This window comes from Halomonas sp. GXIMD04776, assembly GCF_049808615.1.
Taxonomy (GTDB): domain Bacteria; phylum Pseudomonadota; class Gammaproteobacteria; order Pseudomonadales; family Halomonadaceae; genus Modicisalibacter.
The window spans coordinates 1-17337 of record NZ_JBNCAN010000036.1 but is presented as its reverse complement, the minus strand read 5'-3'; the positions used below and the strand labels follow the sequence as shown (position 1 = coordinate 17337).

17 protein-coding genes and 1 pseudogene are annotated in these 17337 nt (G+C 59.7%); 7 read left to right on the top strand and 11 right to left on the bottom strand.

Features of this window, described 5'->3' with window-relative positions; translation table 11 throughout:
• The first annotated feature begins 7 nt into the window (after positions 1-7).
• Together ACPF7Z_RS18525 and ACPF7Z_RS18520 are read left to right on the top strand one after the other, a co-directional pair.
• Positions 8-568, top strand: a complete 561-nt coding sequence (locus tag ACPF7Z_RS18525) for a DUF1415 domain-containing protein (protein ID WP_425194722.1) — start codon at positions 8-10, stop codon at positions 566-568.
• A gap of 133 nt (positions 569-701) precedes the next feature.
• Positions 702-1133 (top strand): OsmC family protein, encoded by a 432-nt coding sequence (locus ACPF7Z_RS18520; RefSeq protein WP_425194721.1) that lies wholly within the window; start codon positions 702-704, stop codon positions 1131-1133.
• Between the two features lie 59 nt (positions 1134-1192).
• On the opposite strand, the gene ACPF7Z_RS18515 is transcribed toward ACPF7Z_RS18520, so the two are convergent.
• The 3 genes from ACPF7Z_RS18515 to ACPF7Z_RS18505 form a co-directional block, all read right to left on the bottom strand.
• The gene (locus tag ACPF7Z_RS18515; RefSeq protein ID WP_425194720.1) at positions 1193-1888 is read right to left on the bottom strand and encodes a gamma-glutamyl-gamma-aminobutyrate hydrolase family protein; all 696 of its coding nucleotides are present in this window, start codon (positions 1886-1888) and stop codon (positions 1193-1195) included.
• On the bottom strand, positions 1885-2880 hold the full coding sequence (locus ACPF7Z_RS18510; RefSeq protein ID WP_425194719.1) for an amidoligase family protein: 996 nt from the start codon (positions 2878-2880) through the stop codon (positions 1885-1887). The genes ACPF7Z_RS18515 and ACPF7Z_RS18510 overlap by 4 nt, the downstream gene beginning before the upstream one ends.
• 85 nt (positions 2881-2965) lie before the next feature.
• Positions 2966-4525 (bottom strand): cation:proton antiporter, encoded by a 1560-nt coding sequence (locus tag ACPF7Z_RS18505; RefSeq protein WP_425194718.1) that lies wholly within the window; start codon positions 4523-4525, stop codon positions 2966-2968.
• A 207-nt stretch (positions 4526-4732) separates the two neighbouring features.
• Between ACPF7Z_RS18505 and ACPF7Z_RS18500 the strand changes: the two genes are divergently transcribed.
• Positions 4733-5554, top strand: coding sequence for a creatininase family protein (locus ACPF7Z_RS18500; RefSeq protein ID WP_425194717.1), 822 nt, complete (start codon positions 4733-4735; stop codon positions 5552-5554).
• Here ACPF7Z_RS18500 and ribA read toward each other — a convergent pair.
• Positions 5530-6645 carry a GTP cyclohydrolase II RibA gene (gene ribA, locus ACPF7Z_RS18495; RefSeq protein WP_425194716.1) on the bottom strand — a complete coding sequence of 372 codons (1116 nt, stop codon included), beginning with the start codon at positions 6643-6645 and terminating at the stop codon, positions 5530-5532. The genes ACPF7Z_RS18500 and ribA overlap by 25 nt on opposite strands.
• Here ribA and ACPF7Z_RS18490 point away from each other — a divergent pair.
• The gene (locus tag ACPF7Z_RS18490) at positions 6533-7603 is read left to right on the top strand and encodes a RibD family protein (protein ID WP_425194732.1); all 1071 of its coding nucleotides are present in this window, start codon (positions 6533-6535) and stop codon (positions 7601-7603) included. The two genes, ribA and ACPF7Z_RS18490, sit on opposite strands and share 113 nt — an antisense overlap.
• A 33-nt stretch (positions 7604-7636) precedes the next feature.
• Here ACPF7Z_RS18490 and ACPF7Z_RS18485 read toward each other — a convergent pair.
• The 5 genes and pseudogenes from ACPF7Z_RS18485 to ACPF7Z_RS18465 form a co-directional block, all read right to left on the bottom strand.
• Positions 7637-8563: pseudogene (locus ACPF7Z_RS18485) on the bottom strand (lysylphosphatidylglycerol synthase transmembrane domain-containing protein); the annotation flags it as partial.
• Positions 8560-9459, bottom strand: a complete 900-nt coding sequence (locus ACPF7Z_RS18480) for a class I SAM-dependent methyltransferase (protein WP_425194715.1) — start codon at positions 9457-9459, stop codon at positions 8560-8562. The gene ACPF7Z_RS18480 and the pseudogene ACPF7Z_RS18485, both read right to left, overlap by 4 nt.
• The gene (locus ACPF7Z_RS18475; protein ID WP_425194714.1) at positions 9456-10580 is read right to left on the bottom strand and encodes a glycosyltransferase family 4 protein; all 1125 of its coding nucleotides are present in this window, start codon (positions 10578-10580) and stop codon (positions 9456-9458) included. The genes ACPF7Z_RS18480 and ACPF7Z_RS18475 overlap by 4 nt, the downstream gene beginning before the upstream one ends.
• Entirely contained in the window at positions 10577-10975 is a 399-nt protein-coding gene (locus ACPF7Z_RS18470) for a 6-pyruvoyl trahydropterin synthase family protein (RefSeq protein WP_425194713.1), read from the bottom strand. Before ACPF7Z_RS18470 ends, ACPF7Z_RS18475 begins: the two co-directional genes overlap by 4 nt.
• A gap of 4 nt (positions 10976-10979) precedes the next feature.
• Positions 10980-11984 carry a zinc-dependent alcohol dehydrogenase gene (locus tag ACPF7Z_RS18465; RefSeq protein WP_425194712.1) on the bottom strand — a complete coding sequence of 335 codons (1005 nt, stop codon included), beginning with the start codon at positions 11982-11984 and terminating at the stop codon, positions 10980-10982.
• A gap of 281 nt (positions 11985-12265) precedes the next feature.
• On the opposite strand from ACPF7Z_RS18465, the gene ACPF7Z_RS18460 reads away from it, so the two are divergent.
• From ACPF7Z_RS18460 to ACPF7Z_RS18450, 3 genes are all read left to right on the top strand, one after another.
• Positions 12266-13024, top strand: a complete 759-nt coding sequence (locus ACPF7Z_RS18460) for a CDP-alcohol phosphatidyltransferase family protein (RefSeq protein WP_425194711.1) — start codon at positions 12266-12268, stop codon at positions 13022-13024.
• A 22-nt stretch (positions 13025-13046) separates the two neighbouring features.
• Entirely contained in the window at positions 13047-13649 is a 603-nt protein-coding gene (locus ACPF7Z_RS18455; protein WP_425194710.1) for a YceI family protein, read from the top strand.
• Positions 13650-13755: 106 nt separating this feature from the next.
• Positions 13756-14784: a succinylglutamate desuccinylase/aspartoacylase family protein gene (locus tag ACPF7Z_RS18450; protein WP_425194709.1), complete on the top strand. Its 1029-nt coding sequence runs from the start codon at positions 13756-13758 to the stop codon at positions 14782-14784.
• Positions 14785-14797: 13 nt separating this feature from the next.
• Here ACPF7Z_RS18450 and dusA read toward each other — a convergent pair whose 3' ends face one another.
• Both dusA and ACPF7Z_RS18440 read right to left on the bottom strand, forming a co-directional pair.
• A complete protein-coding gene (gene dusA / locus ACPF7Z_RS18445; RefSeq protein WP_425194708.1) occupies positions 14798-15841 on the bottom strand; it encodes a tRNA dihydrouridine(20/20a) synthase DusA in 1044 nt (347 codons plus the stop codon).
• Between the two features lie 770 nt (positions 15842-16611).
• Complete coding sequence (locus ACPF7Z_RS18440) at positions 16612-17244, bottom strand: helix-turn-helix domain-containing protein (RefSeq protein ID WP_425194707.1); 633 nt, start codon at positions 17242-17244, stop codon at positions 16612-16614.
• Between the last annotated feature and the right edge of the window lie 93 nt (positions 17245-17337).

Sequence of the window (17337 nt, the reverse complement as noted above, 5' to 3'; positions counted from 1 at the left end):
GGACTTCATGATCGATGATGCTGTTAGCCTTGGCCGGACCCGAGACTGGGTCGAGCGCTTCGTGGTGACCCACGATATCTGCCCCTTTGCCCGGCGAGAAATGGAGCGCGGCAGCATCCGCTACGCGACAACCGATGCAGAGTCATTTGAACCAGCGCTGCTGACGCTGATCGACGAGTGCCGACGCCTCGATGACGATCCGGGCATCGAGACCACCTTGCTGGTGCTGCCCCAAGGGGTCGAGAATTTCGATGACTATCTGGACCTGCTGGGGCTGGCGGAGACGTTGCTGGGGGATCAGGGTTACGAGGGCGTCTATCAACTCGCCAGCTTTCATCCGGACTACTGCTTCGATGGCGTGGAGGAAGATGACCCCGCCAATTACACCAACCGCTCGCCTTATCCCATGCTGCATCTGCTGCGCGAAGCGAGCATCGAGCGCGCCTTGAGCGGTTTTGCTCATCCCGAGCGAATCCCTGAGCGCAATATGGCACTACTACGCGAGATGGGTAGCGAAAGGCTCGCTGCTGGGATCGATGACGCACTCCCCTTGAAGTCCGGACATTGAATGCCATCTAGAGTAATGGGTAAGTAGTCAGCCGATCCGCACTATCCAAGGATGACTGGCTCGCTATCGTCTACAGTATCTAGGCAGCAGGATGGTCCTTCGGCCATCCATTTATCTCGCGAAAGGAGACGTCATGAGCATCAAGAAGCAAGGATCCGCCGAATGGCAAGGCAGCCTGAAAAAGGGCAAGGGCACAGTATCCACGGAAAGCGGTGCCTTGAAGCAGAACCCCTACGGCTTTAACACGCGCTTCGAGGGGGAAGCGGGCACCAATCCCGAGGAACTGATCGGGGCAGCCCACGCCAGCTGCTACTCCATGGCACTGTCAATGATTCTGGGAGAGGACAATCTCGAGCCGGAAAGCATCAAGACCAACGCCACCGTGACCCTGGAACAGGACGACAGCGGCTTTACCATCTCCGCTATCCATCTCGAGACTCGGGCGAAGATTCCCGGCGCGGATCAGTCCAAATTCGACGAGGCGGCCAACAAGGCGAAGGAAGGTTGCCCGGTGTCCAAGCTGTTCAATGCCAAGATTACCCTGGACGCCACCCTGGAAAATTGATCCTTTCGATCATGCAGCCTGCGACGCCGACCAAGTGGTCGGCGTCGTCGTTTTTGGCGTCAGCCTTCGCAAGTCGTTTGACGGCTCATGGCATAGTCGTCGGCGGCCTGGACCAGCCCTCGAATCAGGCGCTGCTGTGGGCGATTGAAGATCAGAAATTCGGGGTGCCACTGCACGCCGATGAGAAAGCGATGATCGCGACTCTCGATCCCCTGCACCAGACCGTCTCGATCTTTGGCAACGATAGTGATGCCGCGGCCGGCGCGATTGATCGCCTGATGATGCAGGCTGTTCACCTGGCACCAGCTGACCTCGAGCAGATCGTGCAAGCGGCTACCGACGACGATGTCGACGGTCTTGCGCGGCAGCACCGTGCGACGCTTCTTGATGTGCTCGTAGGAGGTGTAAATATCGCTGACCAGAGAACCGCCCAGGTGCACGTTGATGATTTGGGCGCCGCGGCAGATCCCCAGTACTGGACAGTCACTGGGCAAGAGTCGTTTCAACAGCGACAGCTCCAGAGTATCGCGCTGAGGATCGACGCGCACGTCGAGCTGTACCTCGCCGCCATAGAGATGAGCGCCGATATCGTCACCACCGCCGATGACAAGGCCATCGAGATCGTCGGGGATGGAGCGCGAAGGAGAGAGCCGCACCGGCTTTCCACCGGCCCGCCATACCGCGAGCCAATCGCACCACCAGGCTAGCAGGCTTTTATGGTCTGAGGTCGTGATGCCAATCCGTGGCCGTGTCATGAGGCTTTCATCCACTCCTTTAGACGCTCCAGCCAATGCGACATCGGCGAGCGCTGGTAATAGTCGATATAGGCTGCACTGCGTTCGGCCAACAGCTCGGTATCCGCCGCCAGGCGCTCCACCTCGACCCAGCGATTCCATTCGGAAACCGCGCTCCAATCCGGCTGTGAGAGCTGTGCATTGGGCAAGCGGTAATGAAAGGTTGGTCGGGGTTTGACCAGTTCATCGGCAAGCAGGGGGTTGGGGTGGTCCGGACGCAGATGGGCAAACAACGGGAATAGATCAAGCTCGCGGTTGCGCGACGGATTGGCGACGAGATAGTCGTCGATCAGGGTGTCCAGATCCGGAGAATAATCGGGATCGAGTACCTTCAGCGCATACTCCTTGGTGAAGGGGTTGGCGTGAGGCAGTATTTCCCGGGTGATATCGATATCGATCTCTTCGCGCAACCAGGCCGCCAGGATCATGTAGGCGCGCAGGTGCGCCAACAGGCTATCGGTCTCGAAGGAAGGCACCTCGGGATTGAGGTGCAGACCGAAGCCATACAGCAGGCTATCTCGAGTGTCCCGCGCGCCTTGCAGACGTAGAGCATCGAACAGGGCATCGAGTTCGTTGAGCGCAAGCCATGGGATAGGTGGGCAGACGATTTCGGTGGGTACGATGCCGGCCACCGCATCGCCCAGCAGTCGGCGCGTGCGCTGATGAAGTTCCCTGCGCAGGTGATGCCATTCGTTATCCTCGAGGGCATTTTTCTCGATCACCTTGTGATCCGGGTGGACGTATTTCGAATCGAGTTCGATGGTGAAGTCGCCCCAGCGGCTATCGATGACCTTGAGGCGGTGCGGATCAAGATGCTCGAGGGTACCTCCAAAATGTTCCTGCACCAGCTGTGCCGCACGCATTGGTGCGATGGCAGCAAACTCGATCTCGACGCCTACCCGGCGCAGATGTTCTTCACTGGTGCGGGGAATTGGGGGTGCTTCGGGGTTCAAGCTTCTCTCCTGGGAATCTTGTCACGGCCTGCGTGACGATCGTGAGTAAACGCTGAACGAGAACGAAACGGCACTCAAGAAATCATCACGTTGCCTGCCGCCTGATGTTTTCATCCTGTCGCACATGCTCGGCCAGCCCAAGGCCTGCTTCATGCATGGTCAGATACGTCTGGTCGGCACCGGCAAGATGGATCGAGTGCGCTTCATCCTGGTAAAGGCTATGCGCAACGATGGCCCCCGTAAAGCCGTGACTGCGCAATTGTCGTGTCGCAAAGATTTTAGATTGTGCATCCGGGAGGGTCAGAACCACCGCCTTGATGCCGTCGAGTGTCAGGGCGTTCCAGAAACTGATGTCTTCGCCGTCGGCGTAGACGATATGTCGTCCCTGGGCGGTATGACTTTCGACGCGACTGGGATCGGCATCGATACCGATCACGGCGATGGCGTCTTCACGCAGACGGTCATAGGTTGCCGTGCCGGTGCGGCCCATGCCGATGACCAGTACCTGGGCGTCCCCCAGCGAGGCGGGTTGTTCGTCCGGGTGCCAATCGTGGGTCTCAAAGCGAGTGAGCCAGGGCTCGATCCCTCCGAACAGAGAGTGTGCCTTGCGCTGCAACGGTGACACCACCAGAAACGACAGGGCGACGGCCATGGCCAGCCCGACCAGTGCATCCGGTACCAGGGCGGCCGCCACGATCAGACCGAATTCGCTGTAACTGCTGAGATTGACAGCGGCCTCGAAGGCGTTGCGCGCCCGCAGGCGAAACAACAGGAGCAAAAAGAAAAACAGCGCCGCCTTGAGCGGCAGCAAGGCGACGAACGCCAAGGCAAAGCCGAAGGAGTGCCAATCTGGTAGTCCCGACATACCGATTTCGAGGAAAAAGCCGACCAGGAACAGTTCCTTGAGCGCCCACAGGGACTTGCCGATTTCCTGGGCGCGAGGGTGCTGGGAAATCAGCGCTCCCAGCACTAGGGCGCCGACCTCGCTGGATAGCCCCAAGGCCGTAAAACCCGCACCGCCGATGACCAGCGCCAGCACCAGCCCCATCATCATCAGCAGTTCGTCGTGGCCACAGGCATCGATCAAGCGATGAAGTACCGGCCGCAGCAAGGGCAGGCCGAGCAGCAGTAGCGCCCAGGGTGAGGGCACTTGACCGATGGAAAACACCAGCACGCCCAAAGCGATCAGATCCTGAATGACCAGGATGCCGATCGCCACGCGCCCATGAAAGGAGCGCAGTTCTCGGCGTTCCTCGAGACTCTTGGCCGCCAGCACAGTGCTTGAGAAAGCCAGGGCGATGGCCAGGATCAACGAGTTGGCCCAATCGACACCGGCAAGCCAGTGCAAGCCCATCGCGAATACGCTCACCGTGACCACGAAGTGCGCCAGTCCACCCCCGATGACCTCGGGTTGAACGAGGCTCTTGAGCTTGAGCTTGAGGCCGACACTGAACAGCAATAGCAATACGCCCAGGTGAGCGATGTAGTGGAGAACCTCCGGCGTCGAGGGCGGCAGTGCCACGATATCGCCGAGGGAATTGATCAGGAAACCGGCGCCGAGAAAGCCGATCAAGGGCGGAAGGCCGAAACCGCGGGCGATCAAGCCCAATACCAGGGCAAAGGACAGGCAAACGACTTCCAGCATCTGATCGAACTCCAAGGATGTTGCCGCCATCATGCCCGGGCAAAGCGCGGGCAGAGGGTAAACAAGGGACGTGCAATGAACGCGTTGTTTTTACTTGATTGCCAGGGAGGTTGCCAGTCCTGAGAGGGAGAATCCCATCTTGGTTAGCAAGACGATTGCTCCGGGGTATGATTCCCTCGGGTCATTCATCCGCTATCTGGAGCCATCATGACGGATCCCGTTACGCCTTATCGATATTGGCAGGAGTTGAGTTCACCAGAGCTCGAGCAGGCCATCGGCCAAGACAGTGTGGCCGTGTTGCCTTTGGCGGCCATCGAGCAGCACGGTGCGCATTTACCATTGTCCACGGATCTGGATATCGGTCTGGGGCTTTTGCAGGCGACCATGGAGAGATTGCCTGCGTCTTTCCCACTGCTTGCGTTGCCTGCGCTGGCGGTGGGCGCCAGCCAGGAGCACACCAGTTACGTCGGCACACTGAGCCTGCCGGCGGAGACCGCCATCGCAGTGATCGAAGCCTACGGCGATTCCATCGCTCGCGCCGGGGTTCGTCGTCTGGTGCTGCTCAATAGTCACGGCGGTAACAAAGCGGTGGCGGATATTGCGGCCCTCAAGCTGCGCAAGCGCTGGGGCATGCTGGTGGTGAAGGCCCATTACATGCGTTTTTCGTCACCCACGGCAGCGCTACCGCAGCAAGAGCTGCGTCATGGTCTGCATGGTGGGGCGCTGGAAACCGCGATGATGTTGCACTTGGCCCCCCAGAAGGTGCGACAGGTGCATATCGGCCATCCCCCCTCACGGGGTGAGGCGATGGCCGCCCGCGGAGAATGGCTGGGGCCGGAGGGGGAGGCGGCTTTCGCCTGGCTGGCGGAGGACCTGCATCCTGATGGAGTGGTAGGTAATGCACGACTAGCCGATGCCAACCTTGGCGCACAGCTAGTCGAGCATTATGCCGCGCTGCTGGCGGCGCTCATCGAGGAAACCCGGTCCTTGGGCATCGACGACTTTCACTTGCCTCCAAGCCGTTCGTGATTTTCAAGTACTGCATCGAGCATGTGCCCGCCACGTTTGGCCTTGGCATTCAGATAACGATAGTTCTGTTCGGTCAGGCGGCCATAGAGCGCCTGACGATCCGTGACCTCGATGCCGCCTTCTATCAGCGCGGCGATCTTGATCGGGTTGTTGGTGAGCAGCTGCACCCGTTGAATGTCCAGGGACGCGAGCATATCCACCGCCACGCCATAGCGACGCTCATCTTCACCGAAGCCCAGGTGTTGATCCGCATCCACGGTGTCGAGGCCGTCATCCTGCATGGCATACGCACGCAGCTTGTTGGCGAGTCCAATGCCGCGTCCTTCCTGGGCGAGATAAAGCAATACACCGCCGCCCATGGCGTCGATATCGGCCACCGCATTGCGCAGTTGTTCGCCACAGTCGCAGCGTAGGCTGGCAAACAGGTCGCCGGTCAAACAAGCGGAGTGCAGGCGCAAGGGCACCGCATCTTGCCAGGCGGAGGAGTCGCCGATGACGATGGCGACATGCTCGCGTAGCCCGTCCGGCTCGCGGAACAGGATGAAACGACTATCGATGGCTTCTGCCAGCGGGATATGTGCTTCGCTGACGCGCTTGAGTAGACCACCGGCAGCATCGAAACAGCGCTCCGCATCGTCCGCCGCCACAGCAAGCAGCTCCCCTCGCGCGACCAATGCCTCGACGGATTGGCGAGATTCATCGGCTACTCGCGCGGTAAGCGCCGCCGGGATCAGCAGCGCTCGGCGCATCAATGTCAGGGCGGCATGATCGGCGCGGGTGGTGGGAACAATGTTTTGCAGAACGACGGTGGGGCCCACGCCAAAGGCAAGTTCATGGAGGCGTTCGGCGTTCAGCATCGCCGAGTCCAGCGGCAGCCGGGCAGACTCGCCATTGATCGACTCACCCAGCAGGGCCAGGCGGTGGCGGCTGAGCACCAAGCCCGGGGCGTCACCTGCCGTGGCGATAAGATGCTCCAGGATGCCGTCATCGAGACTCTCGATGGGCTGGACGAGAACATCCTGTTCATCGTCACGCACTAGCACCGGAAGCCCGCGACGAATATCGAAAATAGCTCGTTCGACCTGGTGCATGACATCTCCTTGTGTTGCGAGGTTGTGCTTACTCATGGGGCTGCGCATGATGATTGTTCACACCCTTCAAATGATAAGTGAGAGAAGCTTGATGTGCGTCTCCTGTCTCGACATCGACACGGCCTGGCACCTGTTGTGCCTTGCTCGCGATCATGACTGGTCATCTTCCAGGCCCTTTGTGGCGGATGAATCGGGGTTGCGTGTCTTGCCGGGGGGCGTTTGGACGTGTCGGGCAAGTGTCACCGACGAGGTGCGATATCTGTTCGATAGCCTGCTGCCGCTGGTGGCACGAGTCGCGCCGCTGGCGATCGCCCAACTCGGTCAGAGTCTGGACGGTCGCATCGCCACCCAGAGTGGTGCCTCGCATTACATCAACGGGCTCGAGAGCCGGATACATCTGCACCGCCTGCGTGCCTTGGTCGATGCGGTAGTGGTGGGCGCCGGTACCGTCGAGGCGGACGATCCCCAGCTCAACGTGCGGCATGTGCAGGGGCGGCATCCGGTGCGCGTGGTGCTCGATCCGCGAGGGCGACTCGGCAGTGCTCGTCATGTCTTCCAATCCAATGAGGCGCCGACACTGCATGTGGTCGGAGAGGACGCCACCGCCACGGGGACCTTCGCCAGTCATGTCGAGCGCATTGTGCTGCCCGTGGGCCAAGTGGGATTCGATCCGCGCCGTGTGCTCGAGACGCTGAGCGCGAGAGGGCTCGAACGGGTGCTGATCGAGGGCGGCGGTGTGACCATCTCGCGTTTTCTCGAGGCCGGCGTGCTGAATCGCCTGCACATGCTGATCGCGCCGTTGCTGATCGGTTCCGGTCGCCCCGGTCTCGATCTGACGCCGATCGCGACCCTCGATCAGGCGCTGCGCCCTCGGGCCAGAACCTTTCCCTGTGGTGAGGATACGCTGTTCGATCTGCTGCTCGGCGCCGACGAGGCGCCGGGAGCGGCGGCGCACTAGAAATAGTGCGCCGGGCAGGCTCGAGATCAATACCAGCAGGCCGTAGGTCACCGATACCGCCACGCCTTGGGCTGGGGCAAGACCGGCACCGGCCCACACCAGCGCCGCCGCGCTTTCACGCAGCCCCCAGCCGGCCACGGACAGCGGGATGGCCATGGCCAGCAGCACCGGTGGAATGAGCGCCAGTAGGGTGGATAGAGGCAACTCGCTACCGATGGCCTGGGCAGCGCACACGAACACCGCCACGTAGCTACCGACTACCAGCGCTGAGCCCAGCAACTGACGTGGCCAGGCCTGGTGGCTCAGCAGCGTGCGGTGCAGATCACGGCCCAGTCCCTTGAAAAGCCCTTTGAACAGATCACTGAAGACCCTTTTGAGTCGCTGCAGGGGCTTCAGGATGATTCGTTTCAGCGCCAGACCTAGCGCCAGCAGCACCACGAGCACGACAAGCCAGACACCGATTTCCTCCGGCAGCCCTCGGTCCGAACCGCCGCTTGATAGCGCACTCAAGAACCTGCCCAAGGGTTGATGCCAGATCGGCGAAAGAAGCGTCGCTAAAGCCATGACAGCGAGCACCAGTTGCCCCGAAGCGCGCTCGATGATGACGGCGCGCAATGCCGCCGCACGTTGACCGCTGGCCTGGGCGTGGCGCCAGGCGCGGGCGGCATCGCCCATGACGCCGCCGGGCAGCAGTTGATTGAGGAAGGTGGCCAGATAGTAATCGCCCAGGGCTGCCCGCCAGGGCAAGCGGATATCCAGAAGGCGAGCGGTGAGTCGCCAACGCCAGGCGGAGATCAGGACCTGAGGCAGGGTCAAGATCAGTGCCAGCGCCACCCAGTAGGGCGATAACCCCTGGATTTCCGCAAGGATGACCGAGGTGTCCAGCCACAGGACGAGAGCCCCCATCAGTGCAAGGCTTGCCAGCAAACGAATCCACAGATGGGCGCCCGGTGGTCTCATTGCTCGCTGCCCTTCGAGGCTGACTCGGCAGGATAAGCAAGCAGATCGACATGGCCGACCTCAAGCCCCAGAACACCCTCATCCAGTTGCGCCAGGCGCCGACTCAGCCAGCGTTCCATGCGCTGCTTTTCACCCGGCGATTGTTCGTGCACGGCAGTGGCCCAGCCTTTGATCAAGGCGCGTCCTAGCGCTTGAGTATCAGGAAGACCGGGGGCCAGCCGCCAAGGGCTGGGAGCGTTTTCCACATGATAGCCGCGCCGGCTGAAGGCCTGTTCCAGCGCCGGGGGTGCTTGACTGCCCAGGGCGGTGCCGAAGCCCTTGTCGCGTCGTTGATGAGTGATGAGTTGATGACGAATCCAGCGGTCCTCAGGATGGTTTTGAAATTGACCGTCGCGATCGACAAACGCCCATTCGCCGTCCACGCTCAGGGTGAACAGTGCCGCGGTTTGCTGCGTTGTGCAGGCGGCTACCAGGCGCTCCAGCCATTCCAGGGACACCAGATCGAAAAGCGCGGAGGCGCAGACCAGATCGCATCCCGACAGCCAGTCGGCTTCAAGACCCGCAAGATCCCGGCAATCCGCTTGAATGACCACGGGGTCGCCGTTGCTATCGCGTAGCGGCCTTTCAGTAAAGGTGGCGTTATCGAGCAGCGCGGCATCATGATCGATCAGGCGCCAGTGCTGGGGACCAGGCAGGCGCGACACCAGAAAGCGCAGATTGCTGCCGCCGCCGCTGCCCAGGTCGATAAGCGATAAAGAGCGCTGAGGCTGTTGTCGTTGTATCAAGTAGCGTCTGGCGTGCTCGGTCAACGTAGCGTCCCGGGCAGCGGCATCGGCGCTCTCTCGCAGGCTCAGCCAGTCGGTATCGAAGGTGCTGCCGGGAGCGGGCTGATTCATGAGTCGGCCACCTCGTTCGTCATACCGCGATTGGCTGCGCCGGATGAATCACTTAACAGCACCTTGGAAAAGGCATCCCCAGCGGCTTGCCAGTCTGTCAGGTTGTCGCGCGCGCGATGGGCGCCCTGGGTCAGACGCTGGCGCAGGTCGGGCTCGTTGAACCAGCGGCGCAGGGCTTCTGTCATGGCTTGCGTATCGTTGGGTGGTACGCCCAATCCGGCCGCCTGGGGTAGGGTATGGGCCAGCGCGCCACCAGTGGTGGTGACGACCGGCAGGCCGTGTGCCAGGGCTTCGCTGATCACCATGCCGTAGCCTTCGTAAAGCGACGGCAGAACGAAAAGGTCCGCGTTGTGATAAGCCGTTTTCAGCGCTTCCGATGGCCGTTCCCCGAGGAGTTGAATGCGATCCGTGAGATTGTGATCATGAATGAGGGTGGTCACCTTCTCAGCAAATTGTGGGTCGCGATCGAGGGCGCCGATCAGGTCGCACTGCCAGTCGTAATGCCGCAGTTTAGCCAAGGCATCAATTAGAATGTCCTGCCCCTTGCGGGGAATGACGGTCGCCACGCAGAGCAGTTGCTGGCATTCTGGGGGCCTGTCACCGCTGTGCTGGGCTGTTTTGTTGCTACGCGACGAGAGCGGCGCAGGTTCGACGCCGGGCTCGATGACGGCAATACGCTCGGCGGCGACATTGAAATCCGCAAGACGCCGGGCAGTGAAAATACTGGTGGCGATGACCTGGTCGACGGCGGCCAGGGCCCGGGTCTCGCTCAGTAGGAAGCGGGTGCGTTGTGCCTGGTCGAGACCGGTTTCATCCGCCAGGGGGTGATGAATCAGGGCAGTCAACTCAAGGCGTTTTGCATGCACGGCGACCACCTCGGGCAAACCGCCCAGGGCCAGGCCGTCGATGACCACGCGGGCGCCATCGGGTTGCTGATCCAGCGCCTTTTCCAGGGCCTCGGCGGCAGTTGCATCGGGTTCGGGAAAGCGACCCTCGAGACCGATGACCTCGACTTCCCACCCGCGTTGACGCAGTGCCGTCACGATGCGGGCATCGTAGATGTAACCACCGGTGAACTGAGCGGGATTACCCGCCACGATAAGCGTCAGCGAATGGTTCACAGTGTCCCCTCGTAGCTCGCCCAGGCGATATGCGATTCATGCAGCGTCACGCCCATATGGGTCAAGCCCGTGGCTGCCGGGCCGAGACGACCCTCATCGATGGCTTGGGCGAGGCGGTCGAAGACGACCCTGGCCATGAACTCGGTCGTGGTGTTGCGACCCTGGAACTCGGCGATTTCATCGAGGTTGCGCAGATTGAACTCCGCAAGTATGTCGCCAAGCGCGGTGCTGGCCAGGCCGATGTCGATGACCAGGTCGTCATCGTCCAGAGTCGGGCGCTTGAAGGTGACATCCACGATATAGGTAGCCCCATGCTGGCGCTGGGCGGGACCGAAGACATCCCCGTTGAAGCTGTGGGCGATCATGAAGTGATCGCGAACTGTCAGGCTGAACATGACACTAATTTCCTTGTGCAGCGTTATCCGTTTGTGGGTAAGCCACTCGATGGCAGAGTACGCCGTTGGCACCATCCAACAAGCGTGGCATCAATTCCGGTAGAGCCTCGAAAGTGCTTTCGCCGCTGATGAGCGCATCCAGGCGGGCATCTTGCAGCAGGTCGAGGGCGAGGCCCAGACGACGACGATGATCCCAGCGCGGGCTACGCACCGGCGCCACCGTGCCGACCTGACTCGAGCGCAGCGTCAAGCGTCGAGAGTGAAATGCCTCACCCAGTGGTAAACACACCTCCTGTTGGCCGAACCAGCTCATTTCTATCAGCGTGGCCTCTTGCCCCGCCAATGCAAGCCCTGTGCGTAGCCCTTCCGGCGCACCGCTGGCGTGGATGACCAGGTCGTTGTCGCCTTCGGCCTGGTCTGGAGGATAGAAGGGCACCCCCAGGGCGCGGGCGAGCGTCTCTCGCTGCGGTGCGATATCGATCAGTTGTACCCGTGTGCCGGGAATTTGCGTACATAGATAGGCAATCAACGCGCCTACCACGCCGGCGCCAATCACGCTGATGCGATCGCCCACCCGAGGGCCGGCATCCCACAAACCATTGATGGTGGTTTCCATATTGGCGGCAAGCACTGCCCGCTCGAGGGGCAGTTCGCCTGGCAGAGCCAGTACTGCGCTCTGCGGTACGACATAGCGATCCTGGTGGGGATATAAACAAAAGACCGCGCGGTCCAATAAATGCAGGGGCCCTTGTTCGACGATTCCGACGCTGGCATAGCCGTATTTGACGGGGCCGGGGAAATCGCCTTGTTGAAAAGGCGCCCGCATGCGTGAACGTTCGTTCAGGGGCACCTGTCCATTGAAGACAAGCCCTTCGGTGCCTCGACTGATAGCGCTGTAACGGGTGCGGATCAGCACTTCGCCGGGGCCGGGTGCGGATAGCGTCTCGTCACGTAGTGCGCCGCGTCTCGGGGCCAGGGTCCAGAAGGCTTTAGCGGTGATTGAAGACATGGCGTTTCCTTCGGGCGGTTTCCTTCAGGACGTGTTGAAAAGAGGTGGATGTATGCCGACCCATCGCTATCGACCTACAGGTATTCGACTCCTGAGTACATTTATTGTTCAATCGTTGTATAAATATTGTATGAATACACATTCATGCAACAGGCATCAAGGGTTGTCGTTTTCATAAGCATTCGATTAGTTTTTTAGCATTGTCAAAATCAACGTTCACCCGTGGAGCTTCGAATCTTTTCATCGCCTTGTCATCAAGTACAACCCACAAGAGGTGCAGCATGCAGAATAGCCGTCGAGAGGTATCAGCACAGGCAAAGGGGTATGGCCACCTCAATGCGTTAACTCTCGTCGAATGCGTCATCGCCCTGGTGGTGTTCGTGGGGTTGCTGGAAGGGGTGTTGCTCTGGTTGGCCGCGCCATTAGGGCTACGCGTGAGCGCCGGTGTGGTGTACTTGACCATGATAGTGATGGTCCTCAAGACCTGGCCGCCCACGCGCCGGTGGCTTGGCTGGGCCAACCGGGTCACATTGCTGCGGGGCATGCTCGTGGCGATTCTTGCAGGCGCCATCATCTTTCCGGACTTCATGTCGCGTCACCCCGACGTCATGGCGACCCTGGCGTTCGGCGCGTTGCTTCTCGATGGTGTGGATGGATGGATTGCGCGATTGACCCGCTCAGCCACCGCCTTCGGGGCACGCTTCGACATGGAGTTGGACGCCTTTTTCATTCTGGTGCTGTGCCTGGCGCTGATCGTTCTCGACAAGGTGGGGCCTTGGGTGTTGCTCATCGGGTTGATGCGGTACGGCTTCATCCTGGGCGGTCGGGTGTGGCCGTGGCTTACCCGGGAGCTGCCCAGGAGCCAGCGACGCAAGATCATCTGCGTATGGCAGGCACTGTCGCTATTATGTGGGTTGCTCCCCTTAACATCGAGCACCATGGCCTCGAGCATCACCGCATTGTCATTGTTGCTGTTGTCGTTGTCGTTCCTGGTGGATATACGCTGGCTTTCGGCCCAGAAGCGTACACCATCACCATAGCCAGCCCTCGGGAGGTCTTGACATGTCTATCGCACTACGCAGCACCCTATCGGTGGTGACCATCACGGGTGGACTCCTGTGGGGGGCGTTACCGGCTCAGGCCGAACCGCACACTTATCGCATCGATCCCGAGCACTTTTCGATCGGCTTCCTGATCGATCATATCGGCTACCAGAAGCAACTTGGCATGTTTCTGGAAGGCGAGGGTGAATTTGTCTATGACGAGCAGACCCAGGCACTTTCGTCCGGGCGGGTGGAAATACCCGCCGCGAGCCTCTTCACCGATCATGAAAAGCGCGACGAGCATGTATTGAGCGACGACTTTCTGAACGCGCAGGAGTATCCCTCGATCGTTTTCGAGGTTACCGATTTCAGCGCTGAAAGCGATACCCAGGGCATGCTGACCGGTGATCTCACGATGCTGGGCGAAACGCATCCAGTGAGTCTCGACGTCACCCTCAACAAGGCGGAAAAATATCCCTTCGGCCATAAGCAGTACACGCTGGGGTTGTCCGCGCGCACCACGCTGGCGCGTAGCGAATGGGGCATGGACTATGGCGTCGACAATGGCATGGTCGGTGATGAGGTGGAGTTGATCTTCGAGCTAGAGGCGATTCGGCAGTGATCAATCGATTGCTTCAGTCGAATTTGGCAAGAAAGTAAGATAAAGGGTCGTCATCGAGCGCATCACGGCGTATAAAGAAAACGCTGTTTTGTCAAAGGAAGCCGTGATGGCCCAAGCCCCTTTCGAACTCGCGGGTGTGCGCGTTTCGCCCGGCACTCGCACGCAGATCGATGTTCCTGTCGCCAAACTCTATACCCATGCGCCGCTGCATATCCCGGTGGAGGTCGTGCATGGTCGCCAGCCCGGACCGGTCTTGCTGGTCTGCAGCGCCATTCATGGCGACGAGATCAATGGCGTGGAAATCGTGCGACGCTTGTTACGCTCGTCTGCGCTACGTCGACTGCGCGGCACGCTGATTGCCGTGCCGATCGTCAATGTCTTCGGATTCGTGCAGCACAGCCGTTATCTGCCGGATCGACGCGATCTCAATCGCTGCTTTCCCGGCGCCGAGGCGGGCTCGCTGGGCTCCCGGGTGGCTGCGCTGTTTCGCGAGCAAATCGTGGATCTCGCCACCCATATCATCGATCTGCATACCGGCGCCATTCATCGCACCAATCTGCCTCAGATTCGCGCACAACTGGGTTCCAGCACTGAAACCGCACGCATGGCGGATGCCTTCGGTGCGCCGGTGATCCTCAATGCGGAATTGCGGGAAGGCAGTCTGCGTGCCTACGCCCAGAGCCGGGGTGTACCGGTGTTGACCTACGAAGCCGGCGAAGCGCTGCGTTTCGACGAATGGTCGATCGCCCCGGGGGTGCGTGGCATCCTACGGGTAATGCGTGTACTCGAAATGCTGGCGCCGAGTCGCAAGCGTGCGAGACCAAGGTCCGCTGAAATCGCTAATGGCTCGAGTTGGGCGAGGGCCTCGGGAGATGGCATCCTCCGTCCTCGGGTTCGGCTTGGTGCCCGGGTAGCCAAGGGCCAGTTATTGGGTCTGGTGGCGGACCCTTTCGGCAACGCAGAAGGCGAAGTCATCGCCAATGCCGATGGAATCGTCATTGGCATGAGCAATCTGCCATTGGTCAATGAAGGTGAGGCGCTGTTCCATGTAGCCCGCTTCGATGCCATCGAGGAGGCGGAAAGCGCGGTCGAATCTTTCCAGCAAGACTTTGAGCCGACCCTGGAAACCGTGTAAACGCGTCTGAACTTCAAGCGACGACCGATTTATCCATTACAGGTGTTACCAATCCAAGCGCATCGTCGAAGACTTGCAAATCGGCTCCCTCGCGGTGCGCGTTCTCGGACAGGTGACGGCGGAAACGCCTTCCTCCCGGGCAACCCTGAAACAGTCCCAGCAGATGACGGGTCACATGGTTGAGTTTGGCGCCTTCCTCCAGGCGCTGTGCAATGTAAGGGCGTAGTGCCAGAGCTGCCTCGTGTCGAGTGCGTGCCGGGCCCGGTTGGCCATAGAAGGTCTCATCTACCGCAGCGAGTAGCCACGGGTTCTGATAGGCTTCTCGGCCCACCATGACGCTATCCACGTGCTCCAACTGCGATTGGCAAGCAGCAAGGGTTTTCAAACCGCCATTGATGCCGATGTGCAGTTCGGGGTGGGCTGCCTTGAGCCGCTGCACGCGAGCATAATTCAGTGGAGGAATGTCCCGGTTCTCCTTGGGAGAAAGCCCTTCCAGCCAGGCCTTGCGTGCATGTACGATGAAGGTATCGCAACCGGCCTCAGCGACCTCGGTAATGAAGCGCTCAAGGTCTGCATCCTCATCCTGGGCATCGATGCCGATGCGACATTTCACCGTTACGGGAATGTCCACCGCTGCGGTCATCGCCCTGATGGCGGCCGCGACCTTGTCGGGGTACGCCATCAGGCAGGCCCCGATCAGATTGTTCTTCACCCGATCGCTTGGGCAGCCCACGTTGAGATTGACCTCGTCGTAGCCCCAGGACTCGGCGATGGCGGCACACTCCGCAAGCTCGCCGGCATCGCTGCCGCCCAGCTGTAACGCCAGGGGATGCTCGACATCGCTATAGCCCAAAAAGCGTTCCCGGGGACTGCCATGCAGGATGGCGCCAGTAGTGACCATTTCCGTGTAGAGCAGGGCATGACGTGTCAACGTGCGGGCAAAGGCCCGGTAGTCCCGGGTGGTCCAATCCATCATCGGCGCGACGGAAAAGGTTCTATCCAGTGTGGGTCGGGCGATACGCGCGTCGGATATTGTATCAGTGTGAAGAGGCGTCATGCTGCTGAGCCAGTCATTCGAGGGTATATCCGCTCATTATCACATGGATGTAAAACAGACGCATCGTACTATGCGGTGTGTTGCATTGGTCCGAGAATGTCTTGCTATGTTTTCCGAGGCAGACATTATCCTTTACGCATATTTTGTAGGAAATAGCTTACAAAAAATGCCGCAAATAACTGACATGATATTTCGTCCATGATTAACTCCTGTTAAGTCGAATTCGATTTTTATGCGACATAATGCCTCTCATCGAATGAAGGAGTCGTTCGATTTGCTTGCAGGATGCATTGCATTAGAAGCAAGTGTAAAAGCTTACTTCGCGCTCCAGGTTACCGAAAGAATGCCAAGGAGAGCATATGGACACCATCAGGTGTCTGTCTTGCACGGAATAGCACACTTTTGACATAAGGAACTGGAGTTTTTCGAACGGAAAGCAGTAACCATTGAATGGTTGCAAGCACAGGACGTGCGTGATCAGGATGATCATGATGGAAATGGAGGCAGTTTAGGCAGGAAGCCTTGGATGCCAAGGAATTCGAGTACTTTCCGTCACGCCGAGCCCTTTGCTCGGCAAGGCCCGGTCAGAAATGGCCGGGCCTACTTTTATGCGCGATTGGCGCGCAACCCGAAGGGACAGGGTCCATTGGGATCAGCACGGCGTTGTTCGTCGCTCATTGGAAACAACCCAACGATGCTCCTCACGCCTTGTTCTGCACCCAATGAATCTCTGTCGCGGCCCTGAAGAAACGTCAACAGGCCCTAGGCGACTACTGACTGTAGAACGTTTCGGCATCGATATCGGTAAGTTGCCATAGCGCACGTACGTGGCCGAGTGGCTTGTAGGGCAGATTGCTCACCGGTGCGCTTTCCAGATGCCGGGACTCATCGCTGATATCGATATCGCCATTGTCCGTGCGAGCCAGATAACGCACGATCAATCTCCCGAAGCGCTCGAGTATATATAACCCATCCTGCACGAATGTATTGGTCGGCAGCATTGCGGCCAGATCGCCGGTATCGATAAAGTCGAATTTCTCTCCCAATGCTGGAGTGACCAGATGGCAATCTCCACTCAGGTTCGGCACGGGGATATCGCCGAGTATCGTGACCGGCGCCGCTCTCTGCAACCAGGGTGGCGATTGATACGCCTGAATATAGAGGACGCGCTGGGGATGAGGAATCGGAGTGGGGGCCTCCAGCAGATCCTCGAGGCTGCACCCCAGCGCTCCGGCGAGCGCAAGAAGTCGCTCGTGACCAATCTGTCTAATGGTGCCGGACTCCCAGTAGGAGATCGACACATCGGATACGCCGACCTTTCTTGCCAAGGCCGCCTTGCTGAGCTTGGCTTGTAAACGTAATTGTTTTATCCGGGATCCTAGCCCGGATATTGCATCGGGCATGAAAAAAGCGGCTGAAAATCGGTTATAATTCAAGCTCCTACACCAGAATCAACCGCATCAGCCGCCATGACAAAATGTACCATGCCCACCGCC

Bases quoted from the DNA above. Each gene is read 5' to 3' on its own strand.
- ACPF7Z_RS18460 (WP_425194711.1), top strand. From the start codon at position 12,266: ATGCAGAATAGCCGTCGAGAGGTATCAGCACAGGCAAAGGGGTATGGC.
- ACPF7Z_RS18455 (WP_425194710.1), top strand. From the start codon at position 13,047: ATGTCTATCGCACTACGCAGCACCCTATCGGTGGTGACCATCACGGGT.
- ACPF7Z_RS18490 (WP_425194732.1), top strand. From the start codon at position 6,533: ATGCCGTCATCGAGACTCTCGATGGGCTGGACGAGAACATCCTGTTCA.
- dusA (WP_425194708.1), bottom strand. From the start codon at position 15,841: ATGACGCCTCTTCACACTGATACAATATCCGACGCGCGTATCGCCCGA.
- ACPF7Z_RS18525 (WP_425194722.1), top strand. From the start codon at position 8: ATGATCGATGATGCTGTTAGCCTTGGCCGGACCCGAGACTGGGTCGAG.
- ACPF7Z_RS18500 (WP_425194717.1), top strand. From the start codon at position 4,733: ATGACGGATCCCGTTACGCCTTATCGATATTGGCAGGAGTTGAGTTCA.
- ACPF7Z_RS18520 (WP_425194721.1), top strand. From the start codon at position 702: ATGAGCATCAAGAAGCAAGGATCCGCCGAATGGCAAGGCAGCCTGAAA.
- ACPF7Z_RS18515 (WP_425194720.1), bottom strand. From the start codon at position 1,888: ATGACACGGCCACGGATTGGCATCACGACCTCAGACCATAAAAGCCTG.
- ACPF7Z_RS18505 (WP_425194718.1), bottom strand. From the start codon at position 4,525: ATGCTGGAAGTCGTTTGCCTGTCCTTTGCCCTGGTATTGGGCTTGATC.
- ACPF7Z_RS18470 (WP_425194713.1), bottom strand. From the start codon at position 10,975: ATGTTCAGCCTGACAGTTCGCGATCACTTCATGATCGCCCACAGCTTC.
- ACPF7Z_RS18465 (WP_425194712.1), bottom strand. From the start codon at position 11,984: ATGTCTTCAATCACCGCTAAAGCCTTCTGGACCCTGGCCCCGAGACGC.
- ACPF7Z_RS18440 (WP_425194707.1), bottom strand. From the start codon at position 17,244: ATGCCCGATGCAATATCCGGGCTAGGATCCCGGATAAAACAATTACGT.
- ACPF7Z_RS18480 (WP_425194715.1), bottom strand. From the start codon at position 9,459: ATGAATCAGCCCGCTCCCGGCAGCACCTTCGATACCGACTGGCTGAGC.
- ACPF7Z_RS18450 (WP_425194709.1), top strand. From the start codon at position 13,756: ATGGCCCAAGCCCCTTTCGAACTCGCGGGTGTGCGCGTTTCGCCCGGC.
- ribA (WP_425194716.1), bottom strand. From the start codon at position 6,645: ATGCACCAGGTCGAACGAGCTATTTTCGATATTCGTCGCGGGCTTCCG.